Below are 24002 nucleotides of genomic sequence, written 5' to 3' on the forward strand. Positions count from 1 at the left end.
GCTTTTTTTGTTTAAGGCGTTCAGTTGAATCGGTGTCTTTTAATAACTTTGTACTTTTATGATTTGCTCTAAAACGTCTTGGTATTTTGGTGAAATACGTGTGATCTGAAATCCGTGCCAAAAAGATTCCGGCTCAGAACTCATCGCTATACTCTGCCAAAGACAGATGGCCGACAGCTCAACGGTTGACTGTTTTAGCGTATTGACGGGCAAATAGAAGATCAGATCGTAAACTTCTCCCACTTCCAATTCGGTGGCGCCATAGGTCATGAAGCCTTCTTCATGAACATCGGCAATTCTGCCGAGCGGTTGGTGATCCGTAGAGACTACTTCAACGTTGTCTCTTAATATATGGCGTTTCTTTTTTCGACGTTCCTTATCTCGCGGTGCATTATCGGGTTCGCGAGTCATGGCAAATTAGGCTCCGGCACTGGCCTTTTTGGTATTCATGGTTTCGAAAATATTTTCCAGTGCTCTTTCAAAAAAGGGTTTGGTACTGCCAACGATCACGCGGGCTTTCCTGGCGATCATGTCTCTGGCTAATTCTAACCCGGTTTTCATGCCCACTTTTTTGCCGGTTTGATCGACAAGCATGTAGTGCGATGTTTTCGAGTTATACCAAGCGACTTTCAATCGGCGGCCTTTATCAAATTCAAACCAGGTTCCAAACTCAATCATTTTTAAGCTCTCAACTAATCGAGCTTCGTCTTCAGAGAGTTTTTCTTTGGCTTGAACAGGTGTACCCGCTTTTTTCTCTGCCATCGCTTCAAGTTTAGATCGCATTGGCGCTGGTGCAACTTCTACGGTCTTTTGTGCGAGCGCAGCTTTTTGAAGAGCGGTTACTGCATCGATGAGTTTGCGACCCTTAACCTGATCGTAACCAATGGTTTCTAAACCGGCTTCTAAATAATCCAAAAGCTCAGCTTGCATCTCCATCTGTCGAGCTCGCTCATTGGCACTTTGCTTGGGGGCGACCGCCCAGATCACGTCGTCAACGGCACTTACCGCTCGACGCCATTGTTCAGACTCGGTGCCAAAGCGCAGCAGTATGAATGACAAATAATCTGACCAAGGTTGCAATAACAGCAACAATACCGCCGACGGCATTTCTTTACCGTCGGTACGTTTTCTTACTTCTGCGTTAACGCGAATTTTAACTTCACGCAGTTTTTCTTCACCATGGACTTTTTCCATGGCACGTTTTTCCATGAGTTCTTGTTTGCGCAAAATCTTTTTCGTGTACGAGCTAAACTCCACTAACAACTCGGCAAAGAGTTTAACGTCGTCTTTGAACTCTTCGAGAATACTAGAAACAATGGCTTTGATTTTGTCGTAAATCTCGTACTGATTGGAGCCATCATTAGAAACCCAGCGTACCCCAGCTTCGGCGAGATTATTAAGTAACAAGCGCGCGGGATGCTCGGCCTGCTCGAAAAACTCTGGGTCCATAAAGGCTACTTTTAAATAGGGCGTGTGTAGGTAGCTCAACAACGCCTTGATGTTATCGGGAAGGCAATCATCGGAAAGCATGTAATCGAACAGCATTCCAACCAGCTCGATAACGTGCATGTCTTTGCCTTCAACGGCGCCATCTTTATTTTCTTTCGCGAGCTCTTCACTCAATTGTGCGGTAACCGCAGCGACATCTACAGGTTGTAAGGCTTCTACGCCAGCTTGGCGGATATTTAAAATTTGTTCCTGCATGGCTTGCAGAGCACCAACCAACTGCTGGTTGGTGATGACTTGCATGTGGCGACCACCGGCGGCACCGCCCATAACTGGAGGTGAACCTCCAGACAAGTTTGTTTGGTTGAGTGCCGCAAAGTTGCCGTTAAAACCCATGAGTGATTGCAAGGGCACCGGGTTGGCAAAATGAGTTGGCTGCGGAGCCTGCGAAGTGGGTTCTGGGGCGCCGAAGTTTTGAATCTCACGAATAGCGCGCATTAAATTAGTCTGATTTTTTAAGCTTGCTTCCGGATTATTTTGTTGAGCTTGCAAATAAGCCGACTCGAAGTCGCCATTGGCTTCGATATTGGTGTCGAATTCCGAGGCAGCAACGGCTTTGGCCACTTGGGCGCTGCCTTGTTGATGAAAATTGAGTTCTGGAAGAATGCCTTCACCGACTAAGTAACGATTAATTTGCTCAAGCAGAGATTCTAATTCGTTAGTAAAAGTGCGTTCAAATTCTTCGTAAGCAAGCAGTTTAACTTTTGATTCAAGCTTTAAAACACCTAATGCTCGCCGTAAAGCGTCGCAAAACTGAATAGGTGCGACGGGATTGTTGCTGTCATTGACGGGCTGTTGGTTAATCAGTTCGGAGAAGCGTTTTTGTATTGACCACAGTATTTCTACGTATTTTGTGTCTGCGCGTCGGGCCGCAGAGCTGATGGCAATTTCTTCTTCTAGCGCTTCATTTTCAACCAACGACAAATTGGTTTTTTCATTGATATTGGCGTGAGTATCGAGATTACCGGATTTAAATTTAACAAAGGACTCGCCAATATAACCGATAAGGTGACGTTTAAGTTCTTCGATGTTGTGTCTTAGATGACGCTGAACATCGTAAAAGTAGCGTTGCTCTGCGTTGGTGCTTGCGTTGCGTATTGCTTGAGCAATACGTTCGTCTAGAGCGTTATAAAAGGGTCTAAATTGATCTTCGGTAAAGTCACAGGTGATTTTTTGGCAGGACTTTAAGCGCGCGACGAGTTGTTTTTCAGCATTGCTTAGCTGAGCAGCGGTCTGATTGGTTTGGGATAACGGATTACTACTATTCATATCGTCGTTGGGCACTTTGTTCGCCTTTATCAAACTATATTAGACCAGTATTGATGGACGGTTCGTACAAGAAATCTGTTTGTGGATATCTTCGAGCATTACACGACGGATTTTAACGTTAGCAGACCTGACTTTGACTTTTACGAAGCCTAACTCTGTCTGTGCTCACTTTGTCGTGTAATTTCACGGCAATCTTAGAATGCTTTATCGAGCATCTATGCTTAAGTATTGTCGGTGAATTACGAAAAGTTATCAGTAAAATTTTATTTTACGGTGCCCACAATTTCTATTACGCGCGACTACATCAAGTACGGTTTTGTGACGTCTACCCAATTAAAGCATGAGTAGTACCAAAAGTGGTTAGGTGTATCGGTTAAGTCACTTCTGATTTGTTTAGATATTACGCTAAATATAAGCAAATACTAAGATTATGTCTCTTCCGCTGCGTTTAAATCTGGGTAAATTTGTGCAATTTTTGTTTGATGTCTGTTTGTGAGGGCCTTACATATCGTAGTCCTTGTCGAGCGAAATTTCTGGCCAGATCGTAATTGCCCATGACCCAGTGCGCTTCACTAAGAATTAGGTAGAAGCGAGCATCTGAGCGATCTAATCTTAGACTTTGCTCTGCTATCTCAATGGCTTTTTCAGGCTTGCCTTGGTCAAGAGCCTGATTAGCTTGGTATAATTTACTGTTTAATAAGGCGAGTTGTTGAGAGGGTGCCTGTGTTGGTGCTGGCGCTTTGTTAGTGGGCGCCGAGCTCGAATTCTCTTGGGTTTGGCCGGGAATAACCGGCGCTGTGGCGGTCGGCTGAGTGGCTACACAACCCGTTAATACGCAACTGAGTGTGACCGCAATAAGCTCGCGTTTACCAACTTTACGGTAAGCCAATGATTTTAATAATTCGTACGGCATGTTTCTTAGTCTATTTAAAATAAAGTTTCTGAGTAAATCACCGTTGAATTAATCAGAAATGTTTAACGGTGTAACCCGCGCTGGCAAGCGATAAGTCCATGATGATGTAGTTTGTACCTTGAATTTGTGCGAAACGGATAGTCAAACCGCCAATTTGTTACACAGTTTTTACCTTCGCCTAAATGTATTCGCTAACACATCGTTAAGATAAGTATTTGCTGAACGGCTCAATAACTACTGGCCTCCCAGAATTCTCCGCCACCAGGGTTTTACGGGCGTTTGAATGTATTCACACCTCGCCTTTTGAGAAGGCTCTGTCCCATCAATAAATGGTAATGATAAAGCTTGCTTGCAGTTTGGGCCGCTTATTAACCCGGTTTGTGCATCGACCCATTGAAAGTCAATTCGGGCCGGTTTGAGCTTTTCAATTCCTCTGGTGGGCACCTGGCGAAAAACATCTTTCCAAATATTCAAGGCACCGGTTGAACCTGTTAAAGGCAAGGGTTGGTTATCGTCAGCGCCCACCCAAACAACACCTAAAAGATCGCCGCTGTAACCGGCGAACCAGCTGTCGCGTTGATCGTTGGTGGTACCGGTTTTGCCGGCAACCGCAAGAGATTCTGGCAGCGTGTTGTAAATGGATTTTCCGGTACCCTGATGGGCATTAATTTGCAGGGCGAAATCCAGCAGGTATGCATTTTCGCTGGCAACCACTTCTTTGCTTTCTAAACCAAATCGTTGCAAACGTTTACCATCGGGCGTGTAAATGCTGCGAATAGCTCGTAGCGGCGTATAGATGCCGTCGTTAGCAATGGTGTGATAAAAGTTGCTCATTTGATAAGTGGTCAGATCCAGTGAGCCAAGAATTAATGCAGGAACCTGAGGGATTTCTGCATCGATTCCCAAACGCTTAACGGTTGAGCTGATTCGATCAACGCCTAAATCCATTCCCAGCCGCGCTGCCGATTGGTTGTACGAATTTGCCAGTGCAGAAAAGAGCGGCACCTGTCCATGACTTTGATGATCGAAGTTTTGCGGCTGCCACGTTTTGTTTTGCTCGACGACAATGTTGACCGGGGAATCGTCCAGCGGTGTAGCCAATGTGTATCGACGGCTTTCTAACGCCGTTAAATACACCGCTGGTTTTATTAAAGAGCCTATGGGTCGCTTGGCATTTAAAGCTCGATTAAAACCGTCGAAGGTGGTGTTTCTGTCACCAACAACCGCTAAGATTTCGCCACTGCCAACGGCGGTAAACACCGCTGAGCTTTGCAAGGTATTGCGTGTTATGGAATAACCGCGCTCCAAATCTGAAAGCTTTTGCTGAATGGTTTTTTCGACACTTCTTTGCAAGCTGGGAGCGAGAGTTGTGTAGATCTGCAAGCCTTCTGATTGCAAATCTTCGAGTTGATAATCTCGTAATAATTGCTCTTTGACGACATCGATAAAGCTTGGGAAGGCGTGTTGATTTTGTTCGGCAGGCGCCAATGCAATTTTCTTTGCCGCTAATTGTTCAGCCTGACTTTTCTCGATTAAGCCGTTGTCAGCCATGACGGTCAAAACCGTATCGCGGCGATTTTTGGCTCTTTCGGGGTGTCGCTTCGGATTGTAATAAGAGGCACCTTTGACCATGCCCACTAACAAGGCAATCTCTTCGGTATTTAACTGATCAACGGATTTATTGAAGTAAAACTTAGAGGCCAGTGCAAAACCGTGAATGGCTCGTCGTCCTGCTTGGCCTAAATACACTTCATTGATATAGGTTTCTAATATCTCGGCTTTTGAATAGTGTAATTCGAGAGAAATGGTCATGGCTGCTTCGAGCAATTTGCGTGTTAAAGAGCGCTCATTGCTTAAATACAGGTTTTTAACCAGCTGCTGAGTAATGGTGCTACCACCTTGTACCAGCTGACCCGCTTGTAGGTTCGCCAGTATGGCTCGGGCAATGGATTTTAGAGATATACCGTGGTGGCTTACGAAGTTTTTATCTTCGACCGCAATTAATGCTTCGCCCAACAGCGGTGGTATTTCTTGAAGGCGCACCAAAATACGATCTTCTCCGGTGGCCGGGTAAATTGCACCAATCTCCATAGGACTAAATAGCACGACGTCAGTAAGAGGTTTGCCGTTACTGGTAACGCGTTCGATGCGATTGTTTGCAAATTCGACGCGTATTTTTTGTGCTTCGAAGCGTTGTTCGTTGACTTTGCGGGCCGGTAAATAAATTTCAGCAGCACTGCTGCCAAAAGCGGCTTGTTGTGGACTGGCAGGGTTAGCTACAAATCGATAGGACAAACCGGAAAGCTCGTCTTTCAACATTTCTATGGTGAGATTGGCGCCGGGATAAATTTCCAGTGGGCGGGCATAAACTCGGGCGGCCAGAGCCCATTTTCTGCCATCAAATTTTTGCGTTACCGTGTAGTCGATAATGGCAAAACCAATCAGCGATACGGTAATAAAAATAAATGTGCAGTAGAGAAAAAAACGAAATAATTTTTGTTTAAAACTGCGTTTGGTTTTCTTACTTCGGGATTTGGCGGGTGATTTCTTACGTGCTGCTTTAGTCATACTGGGCGAGTTTATAGATCAAACCGATTAATTGCATCCCGCGTTTGATCTGAGCGCTCAGTGAGAGTTCTAGAACAGACATGGATAAGGTTTTTGGTGTGTTGTTTAGTGTAAGCTAAACTTTCCCAATCAATACCGCAACAGAGACGAAAAATACGTGGAAAAGTACGATATTTACGCAATTGGCAATGCACTTGTCGATACCGAAATTGAAGTGACGGATGCTGATCTAGCGAAATTTGGCGTTGAAAAAGGCTTTATGACCTTGGTTGATGAGACACGTCAGCAAGAATTACTGGCGCATCTTGAAGGCCATTTAGTTGCTTCGAAACGAGCCAGCGGTGGTTCGGCATGCAATACCGTGATTGCTGCGAGTTATTTTGGCGCGAAGACCTTTTACAGCTGTAAATTGGCCGACGACGATGATGGTCGTTTTTATTTGAACGATTTGCAAAGTGCTCAAGTGGATTATCTTCCAAAATTTGCCGAACACCACGGGATTAGCGGCAAATGTTTGGTGCTGATTACTCCCGATGCGGAGCGATCCATGAATACCTTTTTAGGGATCAGCGAAACCGTTGGCGTGGATCAGTTGCACCTATCTGCGGCCGCCAACAGTAAATACATTTACATTGAAGGTTATCTATCGTCATCACCAACTGCGCGCGAGGCGGTTTTAAAGCTTCGTGAGCATGCATCACAAAACGGCGTTAAAACCGCATTAACCTTTTCTGATCCGGCCATGGTGGCTTATTTTAAAGAACCTTTGTTGGAGATGATCGGTGAGGGTGTTGATCTATTGTTCTGCAATGAGGCTGAGGCGATGGATTTTACCGGAGCTTCAACACTGGACGATGCGGTTGAGGCGTTGAAAAAGTACACAAAATCTTTCGCGCTAACGCGGGGCTCAAAAGGTGCATTGCTATTTGACGGCGAACAACTGATTCAAGTCGAACCACACAGGGTTGAACCAATTGATACCAATGGTGCTGGAGATCTGTTCGCTGGTGCTTTTATGTACGCAATTACTCAAGGACACAGTTTTGCCGATGCCGGTCGATTAGCAAGTTTGGCGTCTGCGACCTTGGTTTGTCAGTTTGGGCCTCGCTTAAGAGCCGACCAATACACTTCTCTATTAGAACAAACACTGGTTCCACTCTAAAAATTGGATCAAGTAGGCGGGTTTTTCACGAAAATGAGAGCCGCCTGCGTCATAAAAATCGACAAATGTGGCGCGTTAATTCAACTAATATCCCGAATTCGTACATAAATCTGCCCGTTTATCAAAAGCAAGCAAATTAAGCGTATTTTTACTTGCCTTTTAATGGTCTTTCAGTAGGATGATAGTGCTTAAATTTCGGTAGTATCTTGTCACTTGTTATACCGCTCCACGTTACACCTGCTTCTTGCCTTTGGCATCAAACCAGCAGTGCCACGTCCTGTATGCAAAGCAACAAACCGTATTTAACACACACTTTGCCCATATGGCCCAAATTTACACAATCACAGGATTATCTTTATGGCTAAAACTATCGGTACTGTTAAATGGTTTAATGAAACCAAAGGTTTTGGATTCATCTCTCAAGAATCAGGTCCAGACGTTTTCGTTCACTTCAGCGCCATCGTTGGTGACGGTTTCAAATCATTGGCAGAAGGTCAAAAAGTTGAAATGACCGTTACTGACGGCAAAAAAGGTCCACAAGCTGAAGAAGTTGTAGCGATCTAAATTGCGCTTGTGATGGTTCGTAAGAGCCATCACAAACCCTCCCATTTATTTATCCCTTTCTCGACGTTCATCCTCCTGTTTGCTCGTAGCTTTGCTGTTTTTCAGCACAAGCGATTGTTCTTGATGTTTTGCATTGATTGAGTTTTGTTTTCGGTTTGTGTTCTTTAATTTGGTGATTTCGAACCACGCTGAATAACAATATGAAAATTTGGTTGATGGCCAGCGGTATGTTTTCAATTCGAAGATACTTATACCGTTCACGACTAAAACTAATGATTTTTAAATTAATGCGTCATTAACAATTTATATTTTTAAATTACAGCTATTTTTATTTGATAAACGAATATTTTTTTACTTACTCAGACTCATTAATTATAAAAATAAATATCGCCTCTTTTTTTTAGCCGTTGCTGTGATTTCCCTGTGCAAAAGATGATTTTTTAGCAAGTTTCCTTCAGAATGACTTTGTCTCATTCGTTAATATCTTAAAGGTCGATCGCAACGTTCGGTGTAGGGTTAGCTCTTAGCGATCTCTGTTAAATCTTGGGGGAAACATGATACGAGCAGTCTTTAACCGTAAGGGTGGTGTAGGTAAGTCGACAATTACGTGCAATCTCGCCGCGGTTGCCGCTCAACAAGGTAAAAAAGCGCTTGTGGTTGATATTGATCCCCAGGCGAACAGCACTCACTATTTAGGCCACGATGGCAATGACAATATTGTTGGCATTGGTGAGTTTTTTGATTCGCAAATTAATTACAGTTTTCGTGATTTAACCGCCGATGATTTTGTTCGGAAAACCAAGTTCGATAATTTATATTTAATTTCCGCCAATTCTGATCTTATCGATCTAGAGTCAAAACTCGTTTCCCGTCATAAAATTTACAAGTTGCGCAGTTTCTTAAAAGAGTTATCGAAAATTTACGATGAAATTTATATCGATACTCCGCCGGTATTAAATTTTTATTCGCTATCGGCCCTCATTGCCTGTGATAAATGCATTATTCCTTTCGATTGCGACGTATTCAGCCGTAAAGCCTTGTACGAGCTTTTGGAGAACATTAAAGAAGTTCGTGAAGATCACAACGATGAGTTAGAAATTGAAGGCATTGTTATCAATCAGTTTAATGCTCAGGCACGTCTTCCAGCAGAAGCGGTTGCTGAGTTAGAGGCAGAAGGTCTTCCCGTATTAAAACCTTTTTTGTCCAGCTCAATTAAAATTCGAGAGTCGCACCGCGAGCACAAGCCTGTGGTTTTCATGAGTGCGAAACACAAGGTTGCTCAGGAGTTTACCGAATTGTATTTGCGTATTTCGGGTTTGTGGCAAGAGCCCGAAGAAGTCTCGAAAAGTGCTGATTCTCAAAAATCGGATTCGTCAGAGTCATTATCTGAAGCGGATACCGAAGAAGTTGAAAAACAAGAAGTGGTTTAAGCGAAGTTCTGAATCAACTCAAGCTTCCAGCGAATCAAGTGCGTTTGGTCAGTTTCAAAAATTGTAAGTGACTAAAATTGTAAGTGACTAAAATTGTAAGTGACTAAAATTGTAGAAAGTTGGCAATCGTATTTTCAATGTCTACTTGTTGATTAAATCTCGTGTGAGTTAATCAGCGGTTCCTAAAACCTAAATAGAGTATTGAATGCAGATTTATAAATATGGCTCAGGCTATCTAGATCTTAGACTTTGTGAATCTGAGATTGAGTCGATAAGGTCTGAGCCATTGATCATTCGCTTTAAGGCACGATTACCGAGTTCGGTATTTGAACTTAGTCGAGATAACTACAGCAGTAATCGGTAACGGTTTTGATGTTTAGCTTGAAGCTGGAATTAGCAGGAACTTCGAAAGACTCTCCACCGGTAACGGTTTTCCAATCTTCGCCGGGTAATTGAATCTCCAAATCACCGGCAAGAATTTCCATCAACTCTTTGGCATCGGTGCCAAACTCGTATTCACCCGGAAGCATAATTCCTAGCGTTTTTTTGCTGCCATCGGCAAAGAGAACGGTTCTACTAGTGACCTTACCATCAAAATAAATATTCGCTTTTTTAGTGATGGTGACATCGGTAAATTGTGGCATAGCTTTTTATTTCCAATTGATGTTTAACAGAGTTTCGGTGAAAAGTACTTTTCTAGCTTATGGCTTTTCGACTCGATAAATTAATTTGCTTCTCGCAATAATTTAGCCGCAAGTGGCGCAAAGTAGGTAAGAATTCCATCGGCGCCGGCGCGTTTAAAACCCAGCAAAGATTCCATTACGGTTGCTTCTAGGTTGAGCCAACCATTTTGTGCCGCCGCACAAATCATCGCGTACTCGCCGCTTACTTGATAAGCGTAGGTGGGTACTTCCAATTCGCTTTTCACACGTCGCACGATATCCAAATAAGGCATGCCGGGCTTGACCATAAACATGTCTGCGCCTTCTTGAATGTCTAAGGCAACCTCGTGCAAGGCTTCGTTGCTGTTGGCGGGGTCCATTTGATAGGTGTACTTGTTACCGCCTTTCAAATTGTCAGCAGAGCCTACCGCGTCGCGAAATGGGCCGTAGTAGGCCGAAGCGTACTTGGCAGAGTAAGCCATGATTAAGGTGTTTACGTGACCGTTAGCTTCTAAGGTTTCGCGAATCGCGCCAATTCGACCGTCCATCATGTCAGACGGTGCAACCACATCGGCACCGGCTTCGGCATGAGAAAGCGCTTGTTTTACCAAGATCTCTTTGGTGATGTCGTTAAGCACGTAGCCGTTGTCATCAATGATGCCGTCTTGGCCGTGTGTTGTGAATGGGTCCAATGCCACATCGGTCATGACGCCCAATTCTGGAAAATTCTGCTTCAGTAATCGAACCGCTCTTTGGGCAAGTCCGTCGGGGTTGTAGGCCTCTTCGGCCATCAGTGACTTAGCTTCCGGCGGCGTTACCGGAAAAATAGCCACCATCGGAATGCCTAGCTCCACCCATTGTGCTGCTTCAACCAGTAATAAGTCCAAACTCAATCGCTCGACGCCCGGCATAGACGGGACGGCTTCGCGGTTGTTCTCGCCTTCGGTGACAAAGATCGGGTAGATCAGGTCGTCGACGGACAGTTGGTTTTCCCGAGCCAAGCGGCGGGAAAAGTCTTGCGCACGCAGGCGTCTCATTCGGGTGGAAGGAAAAGAACGCATAAAATCTCACTCGGTTATTGCACAGCTCAAAAAACGGCTCGGAGTTTAACAAGGTTATTAACGAATTCGATAGTTAAGAAAGCACATTATCCGTGGAACATGCTGACTAATAATCCGTTTTTTAAAGTATTTTGTTATTTTCACGATGCAATCAATGATAAAGGTGAATAATGTTGCAGTTTTGTCAAAGAATTGTGACTAACCCACAGAAACTCTGAATAGTGTTGAAGATAAGCTGTGGATAATTACTTCTAAAAGTCACAAAACCTCGCTTTAAGGGTTCTGGTTGGTTTTTGATCAATGAAATTTTAGGTAATTTTAGGCGACTTTTTATTACACAATTTTCAAAATTTTTATTTTTTATCCTGCCAAAACCTAATATGAACGATTGTTATATTTTCGGCGAGCTGAATTGGGTACGCATGAAAGTACCGAATTTATAAGACTTTTTTGAATTAGTCAGGGTGTTGAGCGTAGATTCCTCGTGGAACACTGAGACTGAGTAATTATTTCGATATCAGTTATTTCTTATTTTAAGATTAGCGTCACGTATTTATTAAAAAATATTTTTTTCTGATCAGATTGTTTTCTTTTCGATCCATCAAGGGTGAGTTGCTTGTGAATAACTTTGGGGATAAGGGTTTTTATAATCAACACTTATTTCGTTGTTTTCGTGTTTCTAGCTACTCGAAATAACGAGTTATGACATATTTTTGTCATATTGAACGATCGTAACGACAATATTTCGCCAGTTGTAATAATACTGTCTTGTACTAGCCATCGATTGGTTAAATTTATTGCAATAAGCTTTCGAAAATTAAAAAGAGAAAAACTACAAAAGACGGGTGTTCACCAACATGTTTTGTTGTTGGAATAAAATTTAGCAAGCACGAAGCTTCGAAGAGGGCTGAACATGTCTAACCGAAGTGAGTCATGTTCAGTTTAATAGGTCGCAGACGGAATTCGATGGTGGGTTTATGCGATTTATTAGCGTTACTTAAAAATAACGTTACATGAAAAGTTCGGCGAGACGCTCACCGGGATTCTCAGCCCGCATTAATGATTCACCCACCAAAAACGAGTGCACATTATGACCGCGCATGGCGGCGATATCATCGGTGGTGTGGATACCGCTTTCGGTGACGATGATTCGATCTTCTGGAATCAGGGGTAACAGATCGAACGTTGTATCTAAGGTCACCTCAAAGTTGTGCAGGTTGCGATTGTTGATACCGATCAGACGAGTATTCAACTGAAGCGCTGTTTCCAGTTCTTGGCGGTCGTGAACTTCCACTAACACATCAAGACCAATCTCAACGGCGAGATCGTGCAATTCTTTGAGTTTTTCAAAGCTCAAGCAGGCAACAATCAATAGAATGCAGTCAGCACCTATCGCTCGTGATTCAAAAATTTGGTAGGGATCAACCATAAAGTCTTTGCGAATCACTGGCAGCGGTACAGTCGCACGTACTTCTTGTAAATACGCATCACTGCCCTGGAAAAAGTCCACATCGGTCAGCACAGACAAACAGGCTGCGCCACCTTGGTAATAGCTTTCGGCGATGGCTTTAGGGTCGAAATTTTCGCGAATAATGCCCTTACTGGGCGAGGCTTTTTTAATTTCGGCAATAACGGCGGCTTGATTGTTGGCCAGTTTATTTTCAATGGCGTTAACAAAGCCTCGCGCTGGAGTCTGTTGTTGAATACGTTGCTTGAGTGTTTCAAGACAAGTAACGTCACGTCGAGCGGCTACTTCTTCGAATTTACGTTCGACGATGGTTTTTAAGATCGTTGGCGTGTTCATTGTATTTGCGCTTATGAGTTCGTTATCGTGTTTATCGATTGGCAGAGGATGCCACCAGCAGATTGCCGGTGGCAGTTTATATCGATGCCAAAATCGATTGTTATGCGCTAAACACTTGGGTAAAAGCGACTAGCTCGTTTAACTTTTCTAAAGCTAAACCACTACCTAGGGCATCATTGGCCATGGTAACCCCGTCTTTTAGGGTGTCTGCGATTCCGCTTGCATAAATAGCGGCGCCTGCATTCAAAGCTATGATGTCGAGTGCCTTTTGGGCAATTGCTGTTTTCTCATTTTTCAGTGCACTTTTAATGATAGCAAGTGACTGATCGGCACTGTCTACGGCAAGACCATCAAGGCTTTGGGTGGCAATGCCGAAATCTTCTGGCTGAATCTGATAAGTAGTTACTTGGCCTTTGTTCAGTTCTGCCACAAAAGTAGGTGCGCCAATGGATATCTCATCCAAACCATCGAGTGCATGGACGACCAATACACGCTCACTGCCCAAGCGCTGTAAGACGTGCGCGAGAGGTTCGCACAGGTCTTTATTGAAGACACCGATCACCTGGCGAGTAACTTTTGCCGGGTTGGTTAAAGGGCCAAGCATATTAAAAATGGTGCGCAGGCCGAGCTCTTTGCGTGGGCCAATGGCGTGTTTCATTGCGCTGTGATGAGCAGGAGCAAACATAAAGCCAACCCCAAGCTCGTCCACACATCGAGCGACCTGTTCTGGTGTTAAATTAAGGTTAACTCCTGCTGCTTCTAATAGATCGGCACTGCCGGTGCTGCTTGAAACCGAGCGATTGCCGTGTTTGGCAACGCGTCCACCGGCGGCAGCAACTACAAAGGCTGAAGCTGTAGAAACATTAAATAAGTCAGCGCCGTCGCCACCGGTGCCGCAGGTATCTACGAGGTTTTCTTGGTTTAATTCAACGCCGGTTGCCAGTTCACGCATAACCGTGGCGGCACCAGTAATCTCGTCGATGCTTTCGCCTTTTAAGCGCAGAGCAACTAGAAATCCGCCAATCTGCGCATCGGTGGCGCCGCCGGTCATAATTTGGTGCATTACCTCGGTCATGTCGGTAACGCTTAGATCATTTCCCGCAACAACATCTTGAAGGGCTTGTTTTATATCGGTCATAGTGTGTCTTCCCAAACGGGAACCCGTTGTCAGTTACAACTTATTGATCGAGGAAGTTCTTCAGTAGTGCGTGGCCGTGCTCTGACAAAATCGATTCTGGGTGGAATTGCACGCCTTCAACCGCTAATTCTTTATGGCGTACACCCATGATCTCTTCGATGTCGCCATCGTCGGTTTGCGTCCATGCCGTCATCTCTAGGCAATCTGGCAGCGATTCTTTATCCAGCACCAGCGAGTGATAGCGAGTAGCGCGATAGGGCGACGGTAAACCTCGGAAAACACCGGTTGAGGTGTGATGAATCATCGAGGTCTTGCCGTGCATGATTTGCCCCGCGCGAACAATTTTACCGCCGTAGGCTTGGCCAATACTTTGATGTCCCAAGCAAACCCCTAAAATAGGGATTTTTCCGGCCAGCGATTTGATCACTTCAATGGAAACGCCAGCTTCGTCGGGATTGCCCGGGCCCGGAGAAATAACAATTTTCTCGGGGTTCAGTTCAATAATTTGTTCGAGCGTTAATTCATCGTTGCGAATCACTTTAACATCGGCATCAAGTTCGGCCAGATATTGCACAACGTTGTAGGTGAAAGAATCGTAGTTATCGATCATTAAAATCATTGGAGTGCTCCTAGTCCTATAAAACCATGTCTACCGCACGAAACATCGCGCGCGCTTTGTTCATGGTTTCTTTCCACTCCAATTCAGGTACCGAATCGGCAACAACGCCTGCACCTGCTTGCAGATATAGAGTTTGGTTTTTAATCACGGCCGTGCGAATGGCAATGGCGGTATCCATATTGCCGCTCCAGCCGATATAACCCACCGCGCCACCGTAGATGCCGCGTTTTTCATTTTCTAGATCGTCAATGATTTCCATGGCGCGAATTTTCGGTGCGCCACTGAGCGTACCGGCAGGCAAGCTCGCTTTAAGCACATCCATGGCGGTGAGTCCATCGCGAACTTGGCCGGTGACGTTTGAGGTAATGTGCATCACGTGGGAATAACGTTCTACGACCATCTTATCGGTCAGCTCAACGGTGCCTTTTTTCGCTACGCGGCCAACATCGTTGCGACCCAAATCGATCAACATTAAATGCTCGGCAATTTCTTTCGGATCGGCGAGCATTTCTTGCTCAAGAGCCAGATCTTCTTCTTCGGTTTTACCGCGTCGGCGTGTTCCTGCGATGGGTCGCACGGTTACTTCACCGTTTTCGAGTCGCGCTAAAATTTCTGGGCTGGAACCCACAACCTGATGATCGCCCAAATCTAAAAAGTACAGATACGGCGACGGGTTGAGATTGCGTAAGGCGCGGTACAGGTTAATAGGCGATGCCGAAAAGGGAATCGAAAGACGTTGCGACAGAACCACCTGCATGGTGTTGCCGTCAAGAACGTGATCTTTAATAGCACCAATGGCCTTGGCGAAATTTTCTTCACCAAAGCTTGAGGTAAAATCGGCTTCTCGTTTGGCTTCGCTGGTGAGCTTGATGGTTTTACCGGTTTCGGTCACGGGTTCAGAAAGCTTAGCTTCGAGTTCATCAAGACGTCGATTGGCCAACTCTAGAGCATTAGCCTTATCAGCATGAGCGTGGGTAATAAAAATAAGCTTACCGGCAAGGTTATCGAAAACGAGCACGTCTTCTGAAACCATCAGCAAAATATCTGGTGTACCAATAACGTCTTTATTGACGCTGTCTTTGAGCTTCGGCTCAACGTAGCGCACGCAATCGTAACCAAAATAGCCAACCAATCCGCCGTTAAAGACCGGCAAACCCTCAATGGGTGCGACCTTAAAGCGTTGGCGAAAGCTTTCGACAAACGCTAATGGATCGGGAAGCGTGATGGTTTCGGTAAGTTTGCCGTGTTCTTCGACGGTAACTCGATCACCAAAGGCTTTTAAAACCGTGGTACTGGGCAAGCCGATAATGGAATATCGCCCCCATTTCTCGCCACCTTGTACAGACTCTAGCAGGTAAGAATATTTACCCTGGGCGAGTTTTAGGTAGCAAGAAACCGGTGTTTCTAAGTCAGCGAGGATTTCGCGACAAACCGGAATACGGTTGTAGCCTTGGTTGACGTAGTTTTGAAATAATTCGGGCGTCATGATGGTATCTCTTCACGCACTTCGCGCTTTATTTTTGGGTTTATTCGATACGAGATGAAAACGGCGGACATGAAATGACCGCGATCTGGCTTTAGTGACGCCATCGCCATGAAGAGGCAAACGAATAACCATTGATTGCGATGGTTGTTGCTTGCGTATTGATTTGGTTGAGCTGTTTAAGCATTAAACGCGACCAAAAAACCTGAGATGATTGAAAAATTGAGGCTAGTTTAGCCAGCTAAAGGCTGGTCGTCTAGCCACTCGTAATGGTGTTTGTGATTTAGCCTTCCCGCAGCCGACACAGCTCGGACAAATTGCCACCAATCCACAGGTGAGGATAAACACTCAAGTCTTCGCCGCGATTATAACCGTAGGTCAAAGCAAGACTTTGCACCAAGGCAGCCTCGGCGGCGAGCAAATCGTTGTTGGAATCACCCACCATCAATGCATCCTTGGCTTCAACTCGAAAGAATTCCATTGTGTGTAAGAGTGGTAACGGTTTGGGCTTCTTCTCGGCAAGGCATTCACCTCCCAGAGACATTTCAAAAAAGTCTTCGAGCTGTTGGCTTTTTAAAATGGCGGGCACAAAGTCGATGGGCTTGTTGGTGACCACGGCCATTCGCACATTATTCGCTTTAAGAAACGCTAGGAATTCTAAAACGCCCGGAAAAAGGCTTAGACCTTGCTCGCTGGTGTGCGCATAGTGTTTGCGAAAGCCTTCTATGCCTTTATCCAAATTGGTCGCAACATCGATACCCGCATCCGCTAGGGCGCGCTCGACTAACAACTTTTGGCCGTTGCCAACCCAGCTGCGCACCTTTTCTTCGCCGACGGGTTGCCCTTCAAAATCGATCAGCATTTTATCCACAGCGGCGGCAATACCGGGAACGCTATCGACCAGGGTGCCATCGAGATCGAACATCACGAGCTTTGGCAGGCCGCCAAACAATTCGTGCAACAACGTAAGGTTAGCTGTGGTCGCGCCCATGCGATAAAGCTCCTGAAAATGTAATGTAAAAATTAATAAGCTCTGATGAGTTAAGAGCTTTCTGAATTACGCGGATTTACCACCAACCAGTGCCAGCTCGGCACGCATGGCATCAATGGCGCCTTTGTAGTTGGGTTTGCTGAAAATCGCAGAACCGGCAACGAAGGTATCGGCACCGGCTTCGGCGATTGCACGAATGTTGTCGGCAGTGACGCCACCGTCGATTTCTAGGCGAATGGCTTGGCCGGTTGCATCAATGGCGGCGCGCGCTTCACGCAATTTATCCAAGGTGTAAGGAATGAATTTTTGTCCACCAAAACCTGGGTTTACCGACATCAACAACAACATATCGAGCTGGGGTAACACGGTTTTAATGCTGCTCACTTCGGTAGCCGGATTTAAAACCAAACCCGCCTTACAACCGGCCGCTTTAATCAATTGAATTGAGCGATCGACATGGCGAGACGCTTCTGGGTGGAAGGTGATGTAGGTTGCACCTGCGTCGGCAAATTGACCGATAAGATCATCAACCGGCTCAACCATTAAATGCACATCAATGGGCGCTTCAATGCCGTAATTTCTCAGTGCCTTAGCGACCATAGGGCCGACGGTTAAATTAGGCACGTAGTGATTGTCCATAACATCAAAGTGAACGATGTCGGCGCCGGAGGCCAGAACGGATTCGACTTCTTGGCCGAGTCTTGCGAAATCAGCGGCTAAAATAGAAGGAGCGATTTTGAAATCTTGCATGTGAGCTTACCCGGTGGTGAATCCTTCCATGGTTTTGTGGACATTGAATACTGGTTTACGAATGCCTCAACACGGCGACATATCGAGTGCGCGTGTCGAAAGCGGCGCTATTGTACTGAAAAAAGCCTCAATCACCCAATTTAGGCCATTTTTTTCGAAACTCCTTCGAATATCTCTACTTTTAATCATCGAGTTGCTTATGTGTTCGAGTGTTTCTGCGCAGGAAGCCGAACCTGATGCCGAAGATAGCAGCTCGCAACCCCATGTGACGATTGAACGTGTCGCTACCGATTTTAGAAACCGGTACCTGCGCGAAATGCAGTTGGTCGCCGAGCAGTTACCCTTAGCTGAAATTCACTGGTTAAACGCCGAAGGCTTAGAGTTTCTGTCGGCGCTGGAGGTCGCAGAATCATCGGCCATCAAAGGCAATGTCATTATTGTTCCCAGCCAGTCCCAACATGCGGTTTGGCCAACTACAGTTAAACCTTTACAGACGCGATTGGCCTCGGGTGGCTGGTCGGTGATTACCATCACGCCAATTCGCTTGCCGCCGTTGATGTATCCGAGGAGTGCGCAGGATGCTATGGCCGATGATGGTAACGAAATGGAAGAATCCATGGCCGATAAGCCGATGATGGCCGAAAAACCTATAGCAGAAGACGATAAAGCCATGATGATAAAGGACGATAAAGCCATTGAATCTTTGGATCTCTCCAATGTGTTGGACGCGCAATTGGATGCGGCCTTAGAGCTTATCCAACAAACAAATCCCGCGAAGGTAGTATTGGTGGGAATTGGTGATGGTGCGGTTTGGGCGACTCGCTACGCACAAAAGCTGATCGAACGTAATAGAACTCAAAATCCTGTATTAGCGCTGGTATTAATTGATGCCGAAAACAGCGTTGTTCGTATGCATAAGTCCGGCGACATGATGATCGATAAGAGCCGCATGTTGGATAAATCAGACGCCACGGACGCCGCTATGATGGAAAACGCAATGGTGGATAAACCTGAAATGACGGATAAATCTGGAATGATGGCTGGCGATAACGCTCGAAAGGTTGCACTGTTTGAGCGGGTTGAGAAGGCCGATCTGGTGACTGCTTTGAATGCCCCCGCGCCGGTGTTGGATATTTATCATCGCAGCGGCACCGCGAATATTGCAGCAAAACTCAGAAAAACTACCGCAATACGTAACGGCTATGAGCGCTATGTGCAGCAGGCGTTACCCGATGCACCGGAAAACCCGGAGTTTCTCGCCAATCGAGTGCTGGGTTTTATCAATCGCACGGTTCAATAGTTCGAAACCTATTTACTGAGCAGATCGCGAAGTGCTTCAAGACGTTCCGGCGTTCCTATGTCGAGCCAAAGCCCGCTATGAATCGAGGCGCCTAATTTCCCCAAAGCAATAGCGGCGTCGAAAACTTCTTTTAACGGATAGGCTTCGCGGCGGTGCTGATAGCGGGTAATCAGTTTTGGATCAATCAGCGCGACACCGCTGTAGGTGAAGGTCTGCTTGGTTTTACTCGGTAAAATTTGTCCCGATTCGGAAACGGAAAAGTCGCCATTCGGGTTGTGCTCTGGATTATTCACCAGCAGCAAGCACGCAAGGTTGGTGTGCAAAGGTAACCGACTAAATTGCGCGAGATCGACATCGGTCCAAATGTCGCCGTTGACCAACAAAAATGGTTCATCTCCTAATTGCGCCAGAGCTTTATCGATACCTCCGGCGGTTTCCAGCGGTTCTTCTTCGATGGAATAACTAATGGTTAAACCGCGATCACTACCATCACCGATCTTGTCGATAATTTGCTGGCCAAGGTAAGCAACATTAATAACAACCTCGGTAATGCCGGCTTGTTTTAGTCGCGTCAGTTGATGGCCAATGAGGCTGTCTTTGCCGACCTCCAACAAAGGCTTGGGAGTGTGTGCGGTTAACGGCAGCATACGCTTGCCAAAACCCGCCGCCAGTAGCATCGCTTTCACAGAAAAGTCCTAAGCAAAGAGGTTATGTCTAAAGTTGCCAAGGCTTGGCGCTGTCTGGGTTGTACCAAGGTTGCAGTTCAACGGCGGGTAAAACCACGTCACGCAGTAAATCGGCAAAAGAGGCTAATTCAGAATAGTGCTCGGCGGCGTCTAGGGTGTAGGCAAAGACGCGGGTTAAATCATTGAGATAATTAGATTTTGCGTCGCGTAAATTTAGGCGCGCAAAGATGCCCAACACTTTTATGTGACGTTGCAGGCCCATGAGGTCGAACCAGCGCATAAAGGTAGCTTCATCGACATCGGCCAGTAATCCGGCGTCGGTGGCGAGTTCACGATAATTCAATGCCCAGCGTTTTATCTGCTCCGGCTGCCAGCGCACGTAGCAATCTTTAAATAGGCTGACGAGATCGTAGGTAATTGGTCCCCAAACGGCGTCTTGAAAATCAATCACACCCAAAGGCAAGCCGTCGCGGACGATAAGGTTACGACTGTGGTAATCGCGATGCACCAAAACTTGAGGTTGAACAAGGGCGTTGTGGATCAGTGTGTCGAAGCTTTGTTTTAGTGTCTGCTTTTGCTCGTCGTTAAAAGACAAACCCAGTTGCTGTTCAATAAACCAAGTTTCAAACAGCGCCATTTCGGCTTTGAGCTTTTGTGGGCTGTAGGATTCGATGTCCAAATCGTAATCGCGATTCAGTTGCAGTGAGACCAGAGTCATGGCTGCTTCTGCGTAGAGCATTTGTGCGTTCAAAGCATCTTCGCTCAGTGCTGCCAGTAAAAGGTCGTCACCAAAATCCTCCAGCAGTAACCAACCCTTACTTTCTTTAATGGCGATCACTTGCGGTGCGCTAACACCGCTACCGTTTAAGCTTTCGGAAAGTTCATGAAACAGAGTGGTATTGACCGTAGTTGCGGGACAGGCGGCCGCGATTAGGGTGATTGGAGAATTGGGGAAGTTCACACGAAAGTAACGCCTAAAACCGGCGTCACCGGTAAGTGTTGATAAAAATGCATGGTTGATTTGCTCATTTGAGAGCGATGCAAACGACAAGTTTACCAGTTGTTGTTTAATCCAATGTTCGAATTCGGCGCCGGTTTCAGGTAAGGGTTCAGTCATTATTATGTGCTTACTTTAATATTGGGTAATCAGATCAATGTTTATTGAGCAACTTGGCTTGATATTCTGCTTTGATTTTTCAGTTTGAGTTCTTGGTGTCGGTTTCTGTCGAGGGTCTTTTCAACAATGAAATTAGTCAGCATCAAGTTGGTTGTCTATTTGTGATGCTGGAGTTTTATTGCCACCATGACTTCTTTGACCGGTGGCTTTCGCGTAGAATCTCGCATCCACTGTTAACCGAATCATGCTGCCCACACATGCTGTCAAGTTTACCAACCGGATTGTCTCGTCATCATCGCTCAAGTCATAAACCTGTTCGAGTATCAACGTTGATTGGTGCGCCGGTTTCTGTAGGCAAACAGCGTTTTGCTCGCAAGTCTTTGTCGAAATTAATCCAGACATTATCACTGGGTGCAAGTCTTTTCTCCTGCGTTATAGGCGCAAGCTCAAGCGTATACGCGCAATCTGGAAACGATAATGGCGGTGGCGAACTGCTAAATTCGCGCACCGATTTAAGTAACGTGGCGCCGCAATTTGTCGATTGGGTGCTGCGCGAAGACATGACGCAACAGCAAATAGACTCGCTATTGCGCACCGACGTATGTGCGGGCCATTACTTCGCACCAGAAGAATTGTTGCAAGCCACTGCTGATGACAATCCGCCGCTTGAAGCCATTGCTGATCGCACCGAGTTAATCAACGGTACTACTTATTTGCTAGAAGGTGGCGTGAAGGCGATTCAGGGGCGTCGCTCTATCGAAGCCGATCGTGTGGTAATTGATCAGACCACAGGTCAGGCAGAAGCCGAAGGTGGCGTGGTGTATCGCGAACCGGAACTTAGAATCATCGCCGACAAGGGCGAGATTAATAATCAAAATAATACGGCCGAATTTAATGAAGTTAATTTACTGCTGTATGCCAATCAAATGCGCGCCGATGCTGTGCGTTTGAAACGTCACGCCAACAACAGTCTGCATCTTAACGAAACCACCATTACCGCCTGTCCGCCGGGGCAAACGCCGGATTGGCAGATTGAATCAGAATCGGTGGATATTCGTGAAGGTCAGCTCTGGGGTGTTGCTAAAAATCCCGTGTTTAAATTCAAAGGCGTGCCGGTTTTTTATCTGCCGTTCATGACCTTTCCGACCAGCAACGAACGTCTGTCGGGCTTTTTATTTCCAACCGTGGGCTTCAGTGATAACGGCGGTTTAGACGTAAGTCTGCCGTATTATTTTAACCTGGCACCCAATTACGATTTGATTGTTAACCCACGTGTTATTAATGATCGCGGTCCTATTTTAGAGACGCAATTTCGTCATTTGTCTAAACAGTTTGAATCGGAATTGGACTTGGCCTATCTCGAAGATGATCCCGGTGTTGACGGTCGTGATACCGACTCATTGGTAGAGGCAGGTATCATTGAGCCGGGCGAAGACAACCCATTTATCAACCGCGATCGCTGGTTGGTTGGTTTGTATCAGAAAGGTGGCGCCTCCGCTGGTGCTCCGGTGAGCTGGTACAGCTCTATCGATTTCACTCGTGTTAGTGATCAGAACTATTTTCGCGACCTGAACAACACTGCCATTGATGTCAGTTCTGAAACGCACTTACTGCGCAACGGTACCGTCGGTTATCGCACTAATAATTGGAACTTTAAACTTGCTGCCACCAGTTACCAGACGCTGGTTTTTGATATTTTTGAACCCTACCAAGAACTGCCGCGCATCAACGTAGACGGTAATTACGAGTGGGGTGATTTCTCTCTCAATGCTAAACACGAGGTGGTTAGTTTTGAGCACAGCGATGAGTTCGATTTTAGAGACAGAAATATCATTGTGGGTGATCGTGCCCGTGCCGAATACGATTTCCTCTGGAGAAATCAGGCGCAATACGGCTTTTTCACACCGGGCGTTCATTTAAAACACACTCGCTTTGATCTCAACGGCGATAATCTTTCAGACGGTGTGGATACTTCCCAAGACTACACGGTATTGCAGGGCAGTTTAGATACCGGGTTGTTCTTCGAGCGCGAAGGCCGTTTGGCTGGCGAAGGTTATTTGCAAACTTTCGAGCCGAGACTGTTTTACTTTTACAGTGATTTCGCCGATCAAAGCGAATTGTTGCGACTTACCGACGATAACCAAAATGTTGATTTTGACTCGGCCGACTTGAGCTTCGATTACAACCAGTTATTTCGTACTTCTAGATTTTCCGGCGGCGATCGCATCGATGATGATCATCGCTTAAGCGTGGGTTTAACCACACGTTTTATCAACAACGACAGCGGTCAAGAAGTCTTTAGAGCGAGCGTCGGGCAGATTTTTTACTTCGAAGATCGACGTGTATTTTTGAGCTCCAGCCGAGAAGAGATCACTCCTAACTCCGAAATCGCCGGTGAATTTAGCGCAGCGCTTTCAAACGTTCTTACTTGGTCTTCCGACATTATTTACGATGAAGAAGAGCAATTAATGAGTGAGGGTCGCACCAGTCTTCGTTACCTAGATGACGATTATCGATTGATTAACGTCGGCTTTAACTTCAACAGACGCAATGATCGCATCGAGGCCGATGGTAGAACCGTTGAGACCAGCACTCGTCAGAGTGATCTATCTGTGGTTTTGCCTGTCAATAAAAAAGTCAGTGTGATTTTCCGAAATCTGCACGATTTCACCTTTGATCGGGAACTGGACACTTTTGGCGGCTTCGAATACAACAGTTGCTGTTATCGAGCACGATTTATTTGGCGCCGTTGGATCGACAGTGACTTGGCTGAAGTAATCGACGAAGAAGACTTAGATTTTAAAAGCGGTGTCTTCTTTGATATTCAGTTCAAAGGTTTAGGCAGTGGTCAGGGTAAATTTGCCAAACTTCTGTCTGAGGCGATTCCCGGATATTCAACTCGGGAGTTGAGAATCGCGCCAACGCCCTAATTGAGTTTTAAACGTTGAAAAAACTCAATAGATGTACAAAAATTCGGCG

19 protein-coding genes are annotated in these 24002 nt (G+C 45.8%); 5 read left to right on the top strand and 14 right to left on the bottom strand.

All coding sequences use genetic code 11. The annotated features are described in order from the left end of the window. Positions 1 to 39 precede the first annotated feature (39 nt). From ACYQ2C_RS02845 to mrcB, 4 genes are all read right to left on the bottom strand, one after another. Positions 40 to 411, bottom strand: a complete 372-nt coding sequence (locus ACYQ2C_RS02845; protein WP_460050168.1) for a PilZ domain-containing protein — start codon at positions 409 to 411, stop codon at positions 40 to 42. A 6-nt stretch (positions 412 to 417) separates the two neighbouring features. Next, positions 418 to 2790 (bottom strand): DUF1631 family protein, encoded by a 2373-nt coding sequence (locus ACYQ2C_RS02850; RefSeq protein ID WP_460102224.1) that lies wholly within the window; start codon positions 2788 to 2790, stop codon positions 418 to 420. 433 nt (positions 2791 to 3223) lie between these two features. After that, a complete protein-coding gene (locus tag ACYQ2C_RS02855; protein WP_460050164.1) occupies positions 3224 to 3688 on the bottom strand; it encodes a tetratricopeptide repeat protein in 465 nt (154 codons plus the stop codon). A gap of 234 nt (positions 3689 to 3922) precedes the next feature. Continuing rightward, positions 3923 to 6256, bottom strand: coding sequence for a penicillin-binding protein 1B (mrcB, locus tag ACYQ2C_RS02860; RefSeq protein ID WP_460102221.1), 2334 nt, complete (start codon positions 6254 to 6256; stop codon positions 3923 to 3925). Between the two features lie 157 nt (positions 6257 to 6413). Here mrcB and ACYQ2C_RS02865 point away from each other — a divergent pair, with 157 nt between their 5' ends. The 3 genes from ACYQ2C_RS02865 (at position 6414) to ACYQ2C_RS02875 (ending at position 9412) form a co-directional block, all read left to right on the top strand. After that, positions 6414 to 7418, top strand: a complete 1005-nt coding sequence (locus tag ACYQ2C_RS02865; RefSeq protein ID WP_460102218.1) for an adenosine kinase — start codon at positions 6414 to 6416, stop codon at positions 7416 to 7418. A gap of 357 nt (positions 7419 to 7775) precedes the next feature. Beyond that, the gene (locus ACYQ2C_RS02870) at positions 7776 to 7982 is read left to right on the top strand and encodes a cold-shock protein (RefSeq protein WP_460050158.1); all 207 of its coding nucleotides are present in this window, start codon (positions 7776 to 7778) and stop codon (positions 7980 to 7982) included. A 554-nt stretch (positions 7983 to 8536) separates the two neighbouring features. Continuing rightward, entirely contained in the window at positions 8537 to 9412 is an 876-nt protein-coding gene (locus tag ACYQ2C_RS02875) for a ParA family protein (protein ID WP_460102216.1), read from the top strand. A 332-nt stretch (positions 9413 to 9744) separates the two neighbouring features. Here ACYQ2C_RS02875 and ppnP read toward each other — a convergent pair whose 3' ends face one another. The 8 genes from ppnP to rpe all read right to left on the bottom strand — a co-directional run bounded on the left by ppnP (position 9745) and on the right by rpe (position 17920). Next, on the bottom strand, positions 9745 to 10056 hold the full coding sequence (gene ppnP, locus ACYQ2C_RS02880; RefSeq protein WP_460050154.1) for a pyrimidine/purine nucleoside phosphorylase: 312 nt from the start codon (positions 10054 to 10056) through the stop codon (positions 9745 to 9747). Positions 10057 to 10136: 80 nt separating this feature from the next. Next, on the bottom strand, positions 10137 to 11135 hold the full coding sequence (gene hemB / locus ACYQ2C_RS02885) for a porphobilinogen synthase (RefSeq protein WP_460102213.1): 999 nt from the start codon (positions 11133 to 11135) through the stop codon (positions 10137 to 10139). 1009 nt (positions 11136 to 12144) lie between these two features. Continuing rightward, positions 12145 to 12939: an indole-3-glycerol phosphate synthase TrpC gene (gene trpC / locus ACYQ2C_RS02890; protein ID WP_460050150.1), complete on the bottom strand. Its 795-nt coding sequence runs from the start codon at positions 12937 to 12939 to the stop codon at positions 12145 to 12147. Positions 12940 to 13039: 100 nt separating this feature from the next. Next, positions 13040 to 14077: an anthranilate phosphoribosyltransferase gene (trpD, locus tag ACYQ2C_RS02895; RefSeq protein ID WP_460050148.1), complete on the bottom strand. Its 1038-nt coding sequence runs from the start codon at positions 14075 to 14077 to the stop codon at positions 13040 to 13042. Positions 14078 to 14117: 40 nt separating this feature from the next. Next, positions 14118 to 14696: an anthranilate synthase component II gene (locus ACYQ2C_RS02900; RefSeq protein WP_460050146.1), complete on the bottom strand. Its 579-nt coding sequence runs from the start codon at positions 14694 to 14696 to the stop codon at positions 14118 to 14120. Positions 14697 to 14712: 16 nt separating this feature from the next. Beyond that, the gene (gene trpE, locus ACYQ2C_RS02905) at positions 14713 to 16182 is read right to left on the bottom strand and encodes an anthranilate synthase component I (RefSeq protein ID WP_460102209.1); all 1470 of its coding nucleotides are present in this window, start codon (positions 16180 to 16182) and stop codon (positions 14713 to 14715) included. A 280-nt stretch (positions 16183 to 16462) separates the two neighbouring features. Then, positions 16463 to 17170 carry a phosphoglycolate phosphatase gene (locus tag ACYQ2C_RS02910; RefSeq protein WP_460102207.1) on the bottom strand — a complete coding sequence of 236 codons (708 nt, stop codon included), beginning with the start codon at positions 17168 to 17170 and terminating at the stop codon, positions 16463 to 16465. 66 nt (positions 17171 to 17236) lie between these two features. Then, entirely contained in the window at positions 17237 to 17920 is a 684-nt protein-coding gene (gene rpe, locus ACYQ2C_RS02915; protein WP_460102205.1) for a ribulose-phosphate 3-epimerase, read from the bottom strand. Positions 17921 to 17948: 28 nt separating this feature from the next. On the opposite strand from rpe, the gene ACYQ2C_RS02920 reads away from it, so the two are divergent. Beyond that, positions 17949 to 19220, top strand: coding sequence for a DUF3530 family protein (locus tag ACYQ2C_RS02920; protein WP_460102203.1), 1272 nt, complete (start codon positions 17949 to 17951; stop codon positions 19218 to 19220). A gap of 8 nt (positions 19221 to 19228) precedes the next feature. Here the strand turns inward: ACYQ2C_RS02920 and murU are convergent, their stop codons facing one another. After that, positions 19229 to 19897, bottom strand: a complete 669-nt coding sequence (murU, locus tag ACYQ2C_RS02925) for an N-acetylmuramate alpha-1-phosphate uridylyltransferase MurU (RefSeq protein ID WP_460102257.1) — start codon at positions 19895 to 19897, stop codon at positions 19229 to 19231. 37 nt (positions 19898 to 19934) lie between these two features. After that, on the bottom strand, positions 19935 to 21023 hold the full coding sequence (locus tag ACYQ2C_RS02930; protein ID WP_460102201.1) for an aminoglycoside phosphotransferase family protein: 1089 nt from the start codon (positions 21021 to 21023) through the stop codon (positions 19935 to 19937). 257 nt (positions 21024 to 21280) lie between these two features. Here ACYQ2C_RS02930 and ACYQ2C_RS02935 point away from each other — a divergent pair, with 257 nt between their 5' ends. Further along, the gene (locus ACYQ2C_RS02935; RefSeq protein ID WP_460102198.1) at positions 21281 to 23953 is read left to right on the top strand and encodes an LPS-assembly protein LptD; all 2673 of its coding nucleotides are present in this window, start codon (positions 21281 to 21283) and stop codon (positions 23951 to 23953) included. The last annotated feature ends 49 nt before the right edge of the window (positions 23954 to 24002 follow it).

The organism is Sessilibacter sp. MAH3, assembly GCF_054658275.1.

Bases quoted from the DNA above. Each gene is read 5' to 3' on its own strand.
- ACYQ2C_RS02845 (WP_460050168.1), bottom strand. From the start codon at position 411: ATGACTCGCGAACCCGATAATGCACCGCGAGATAAGGAACGTCGAAAA.
- ACYQ2C_RS02855 (WP_460050164.1), bottom strand. From the start codon at position 3,688: ATGCCGTACGAATTATTAAAATCATTGGCTTACCGTAAAGTTGGTAAA.
- mrcB (WP_460102221.1), bottom strand. From the start codon at position 6,256: ATGACTAAAGCAGCACGTAAGAAATCACCCGCCAAATCCCGAAGTAAG.
- ACYQ2C_RS02870 (WP_460050158.1), top strand. From the start codon at position 7,776: ATGGCTAAAACTATCGGTACTGTTAAATGGTTTAATGAAACCAAAGGT.
- ACYQ2C_RS02875 (WP_460102216.1), top strand. From the start codon at position 8,537: ATGATACGAGCAGTCTTTAACCGTAAGGGTGGTGTAGGTAAGTCGACA.
- ppnP (WP_460050154.1), bottom strand. From the start codon at position 10,056: ATGCCACAATTTACCGATGTCACCATCACTAAAAAAGCGAATATTTAT.
- hemB (WP_460102213.1), bottom strand. From the start codon at position 11,135: ATGCGTTCTTTTCCTTCCACCCGAATGAGACGCCTGCGTGCGCAAGAC.
- trpC (WP_460050150.1), bottom strand. From the start codon at position 12,939: ATGAACACGCCAACGATCTTAAAAACCATCGTCGAACGTAAATTCGAA.
- trpD (WP_460050148.1), bottom strand. From the start codon at position 14,077: ATGACCGATATAAAACAAGCCCTTCAAGATGTTGTTGCGGGAAATGAT.
- ACYQ2C_RS02900 (WP_460050146.1), bottom strand. From the start codon at position 14,696: ATGATTTTAATGATCGATAACTACGATTCTTTCACCTACAACGTTGTG.
- trpE (WP_460102209.1), bottom strand. From the start codon at position 16,182: ATGACGCCCGAATTATTTCAAAACTACGTCAACCAAGGCTACAACCGT.
- ACYQ2C_RS02910 (WP_460102207.1), bottom strand. From the start codon at position 17,170: ATGGGCGCGACCACAGCTAACCTTACGTTGTTGCACGAATTGTTTGGC.
- rpe (WP_460102205.1), bottom strand. From the start codon at position 17,920: ATGCAAGATTTCAAAATCGCTCCTTCTATTTTAGCCGCTGATTTCGCA.
- ACYQ2C_RS02920 (WP_460102203.1), top strand. From the start codon at position 17,949: ATGGTTTTGTGGACATTGAATACTGGTTTACGAATGCCTCAACACGGC.
- murU (WP_460102257.1), bottom strand. From the start codon at position 19,897: ATGCTACTGGCGGCGGGTTTTGGCAAGCGTATGCTGCCGTTAACCGCA.
- ACYQ2C_RS02930 (WP_460102201.1), bottom strand. From the start codon at position 21,023: ATGACTGAACCCTTACCTGAAACCGGCGCCGAATTCGAACATTGGATT.
- ACYQ2C_RS02935 (WP_460102198.1), top strand. From the start codon at position 21,281: ATGCTGTCAAGTTTACCAACCGGATTGTCTCGTCATCATCGCTCAAGT.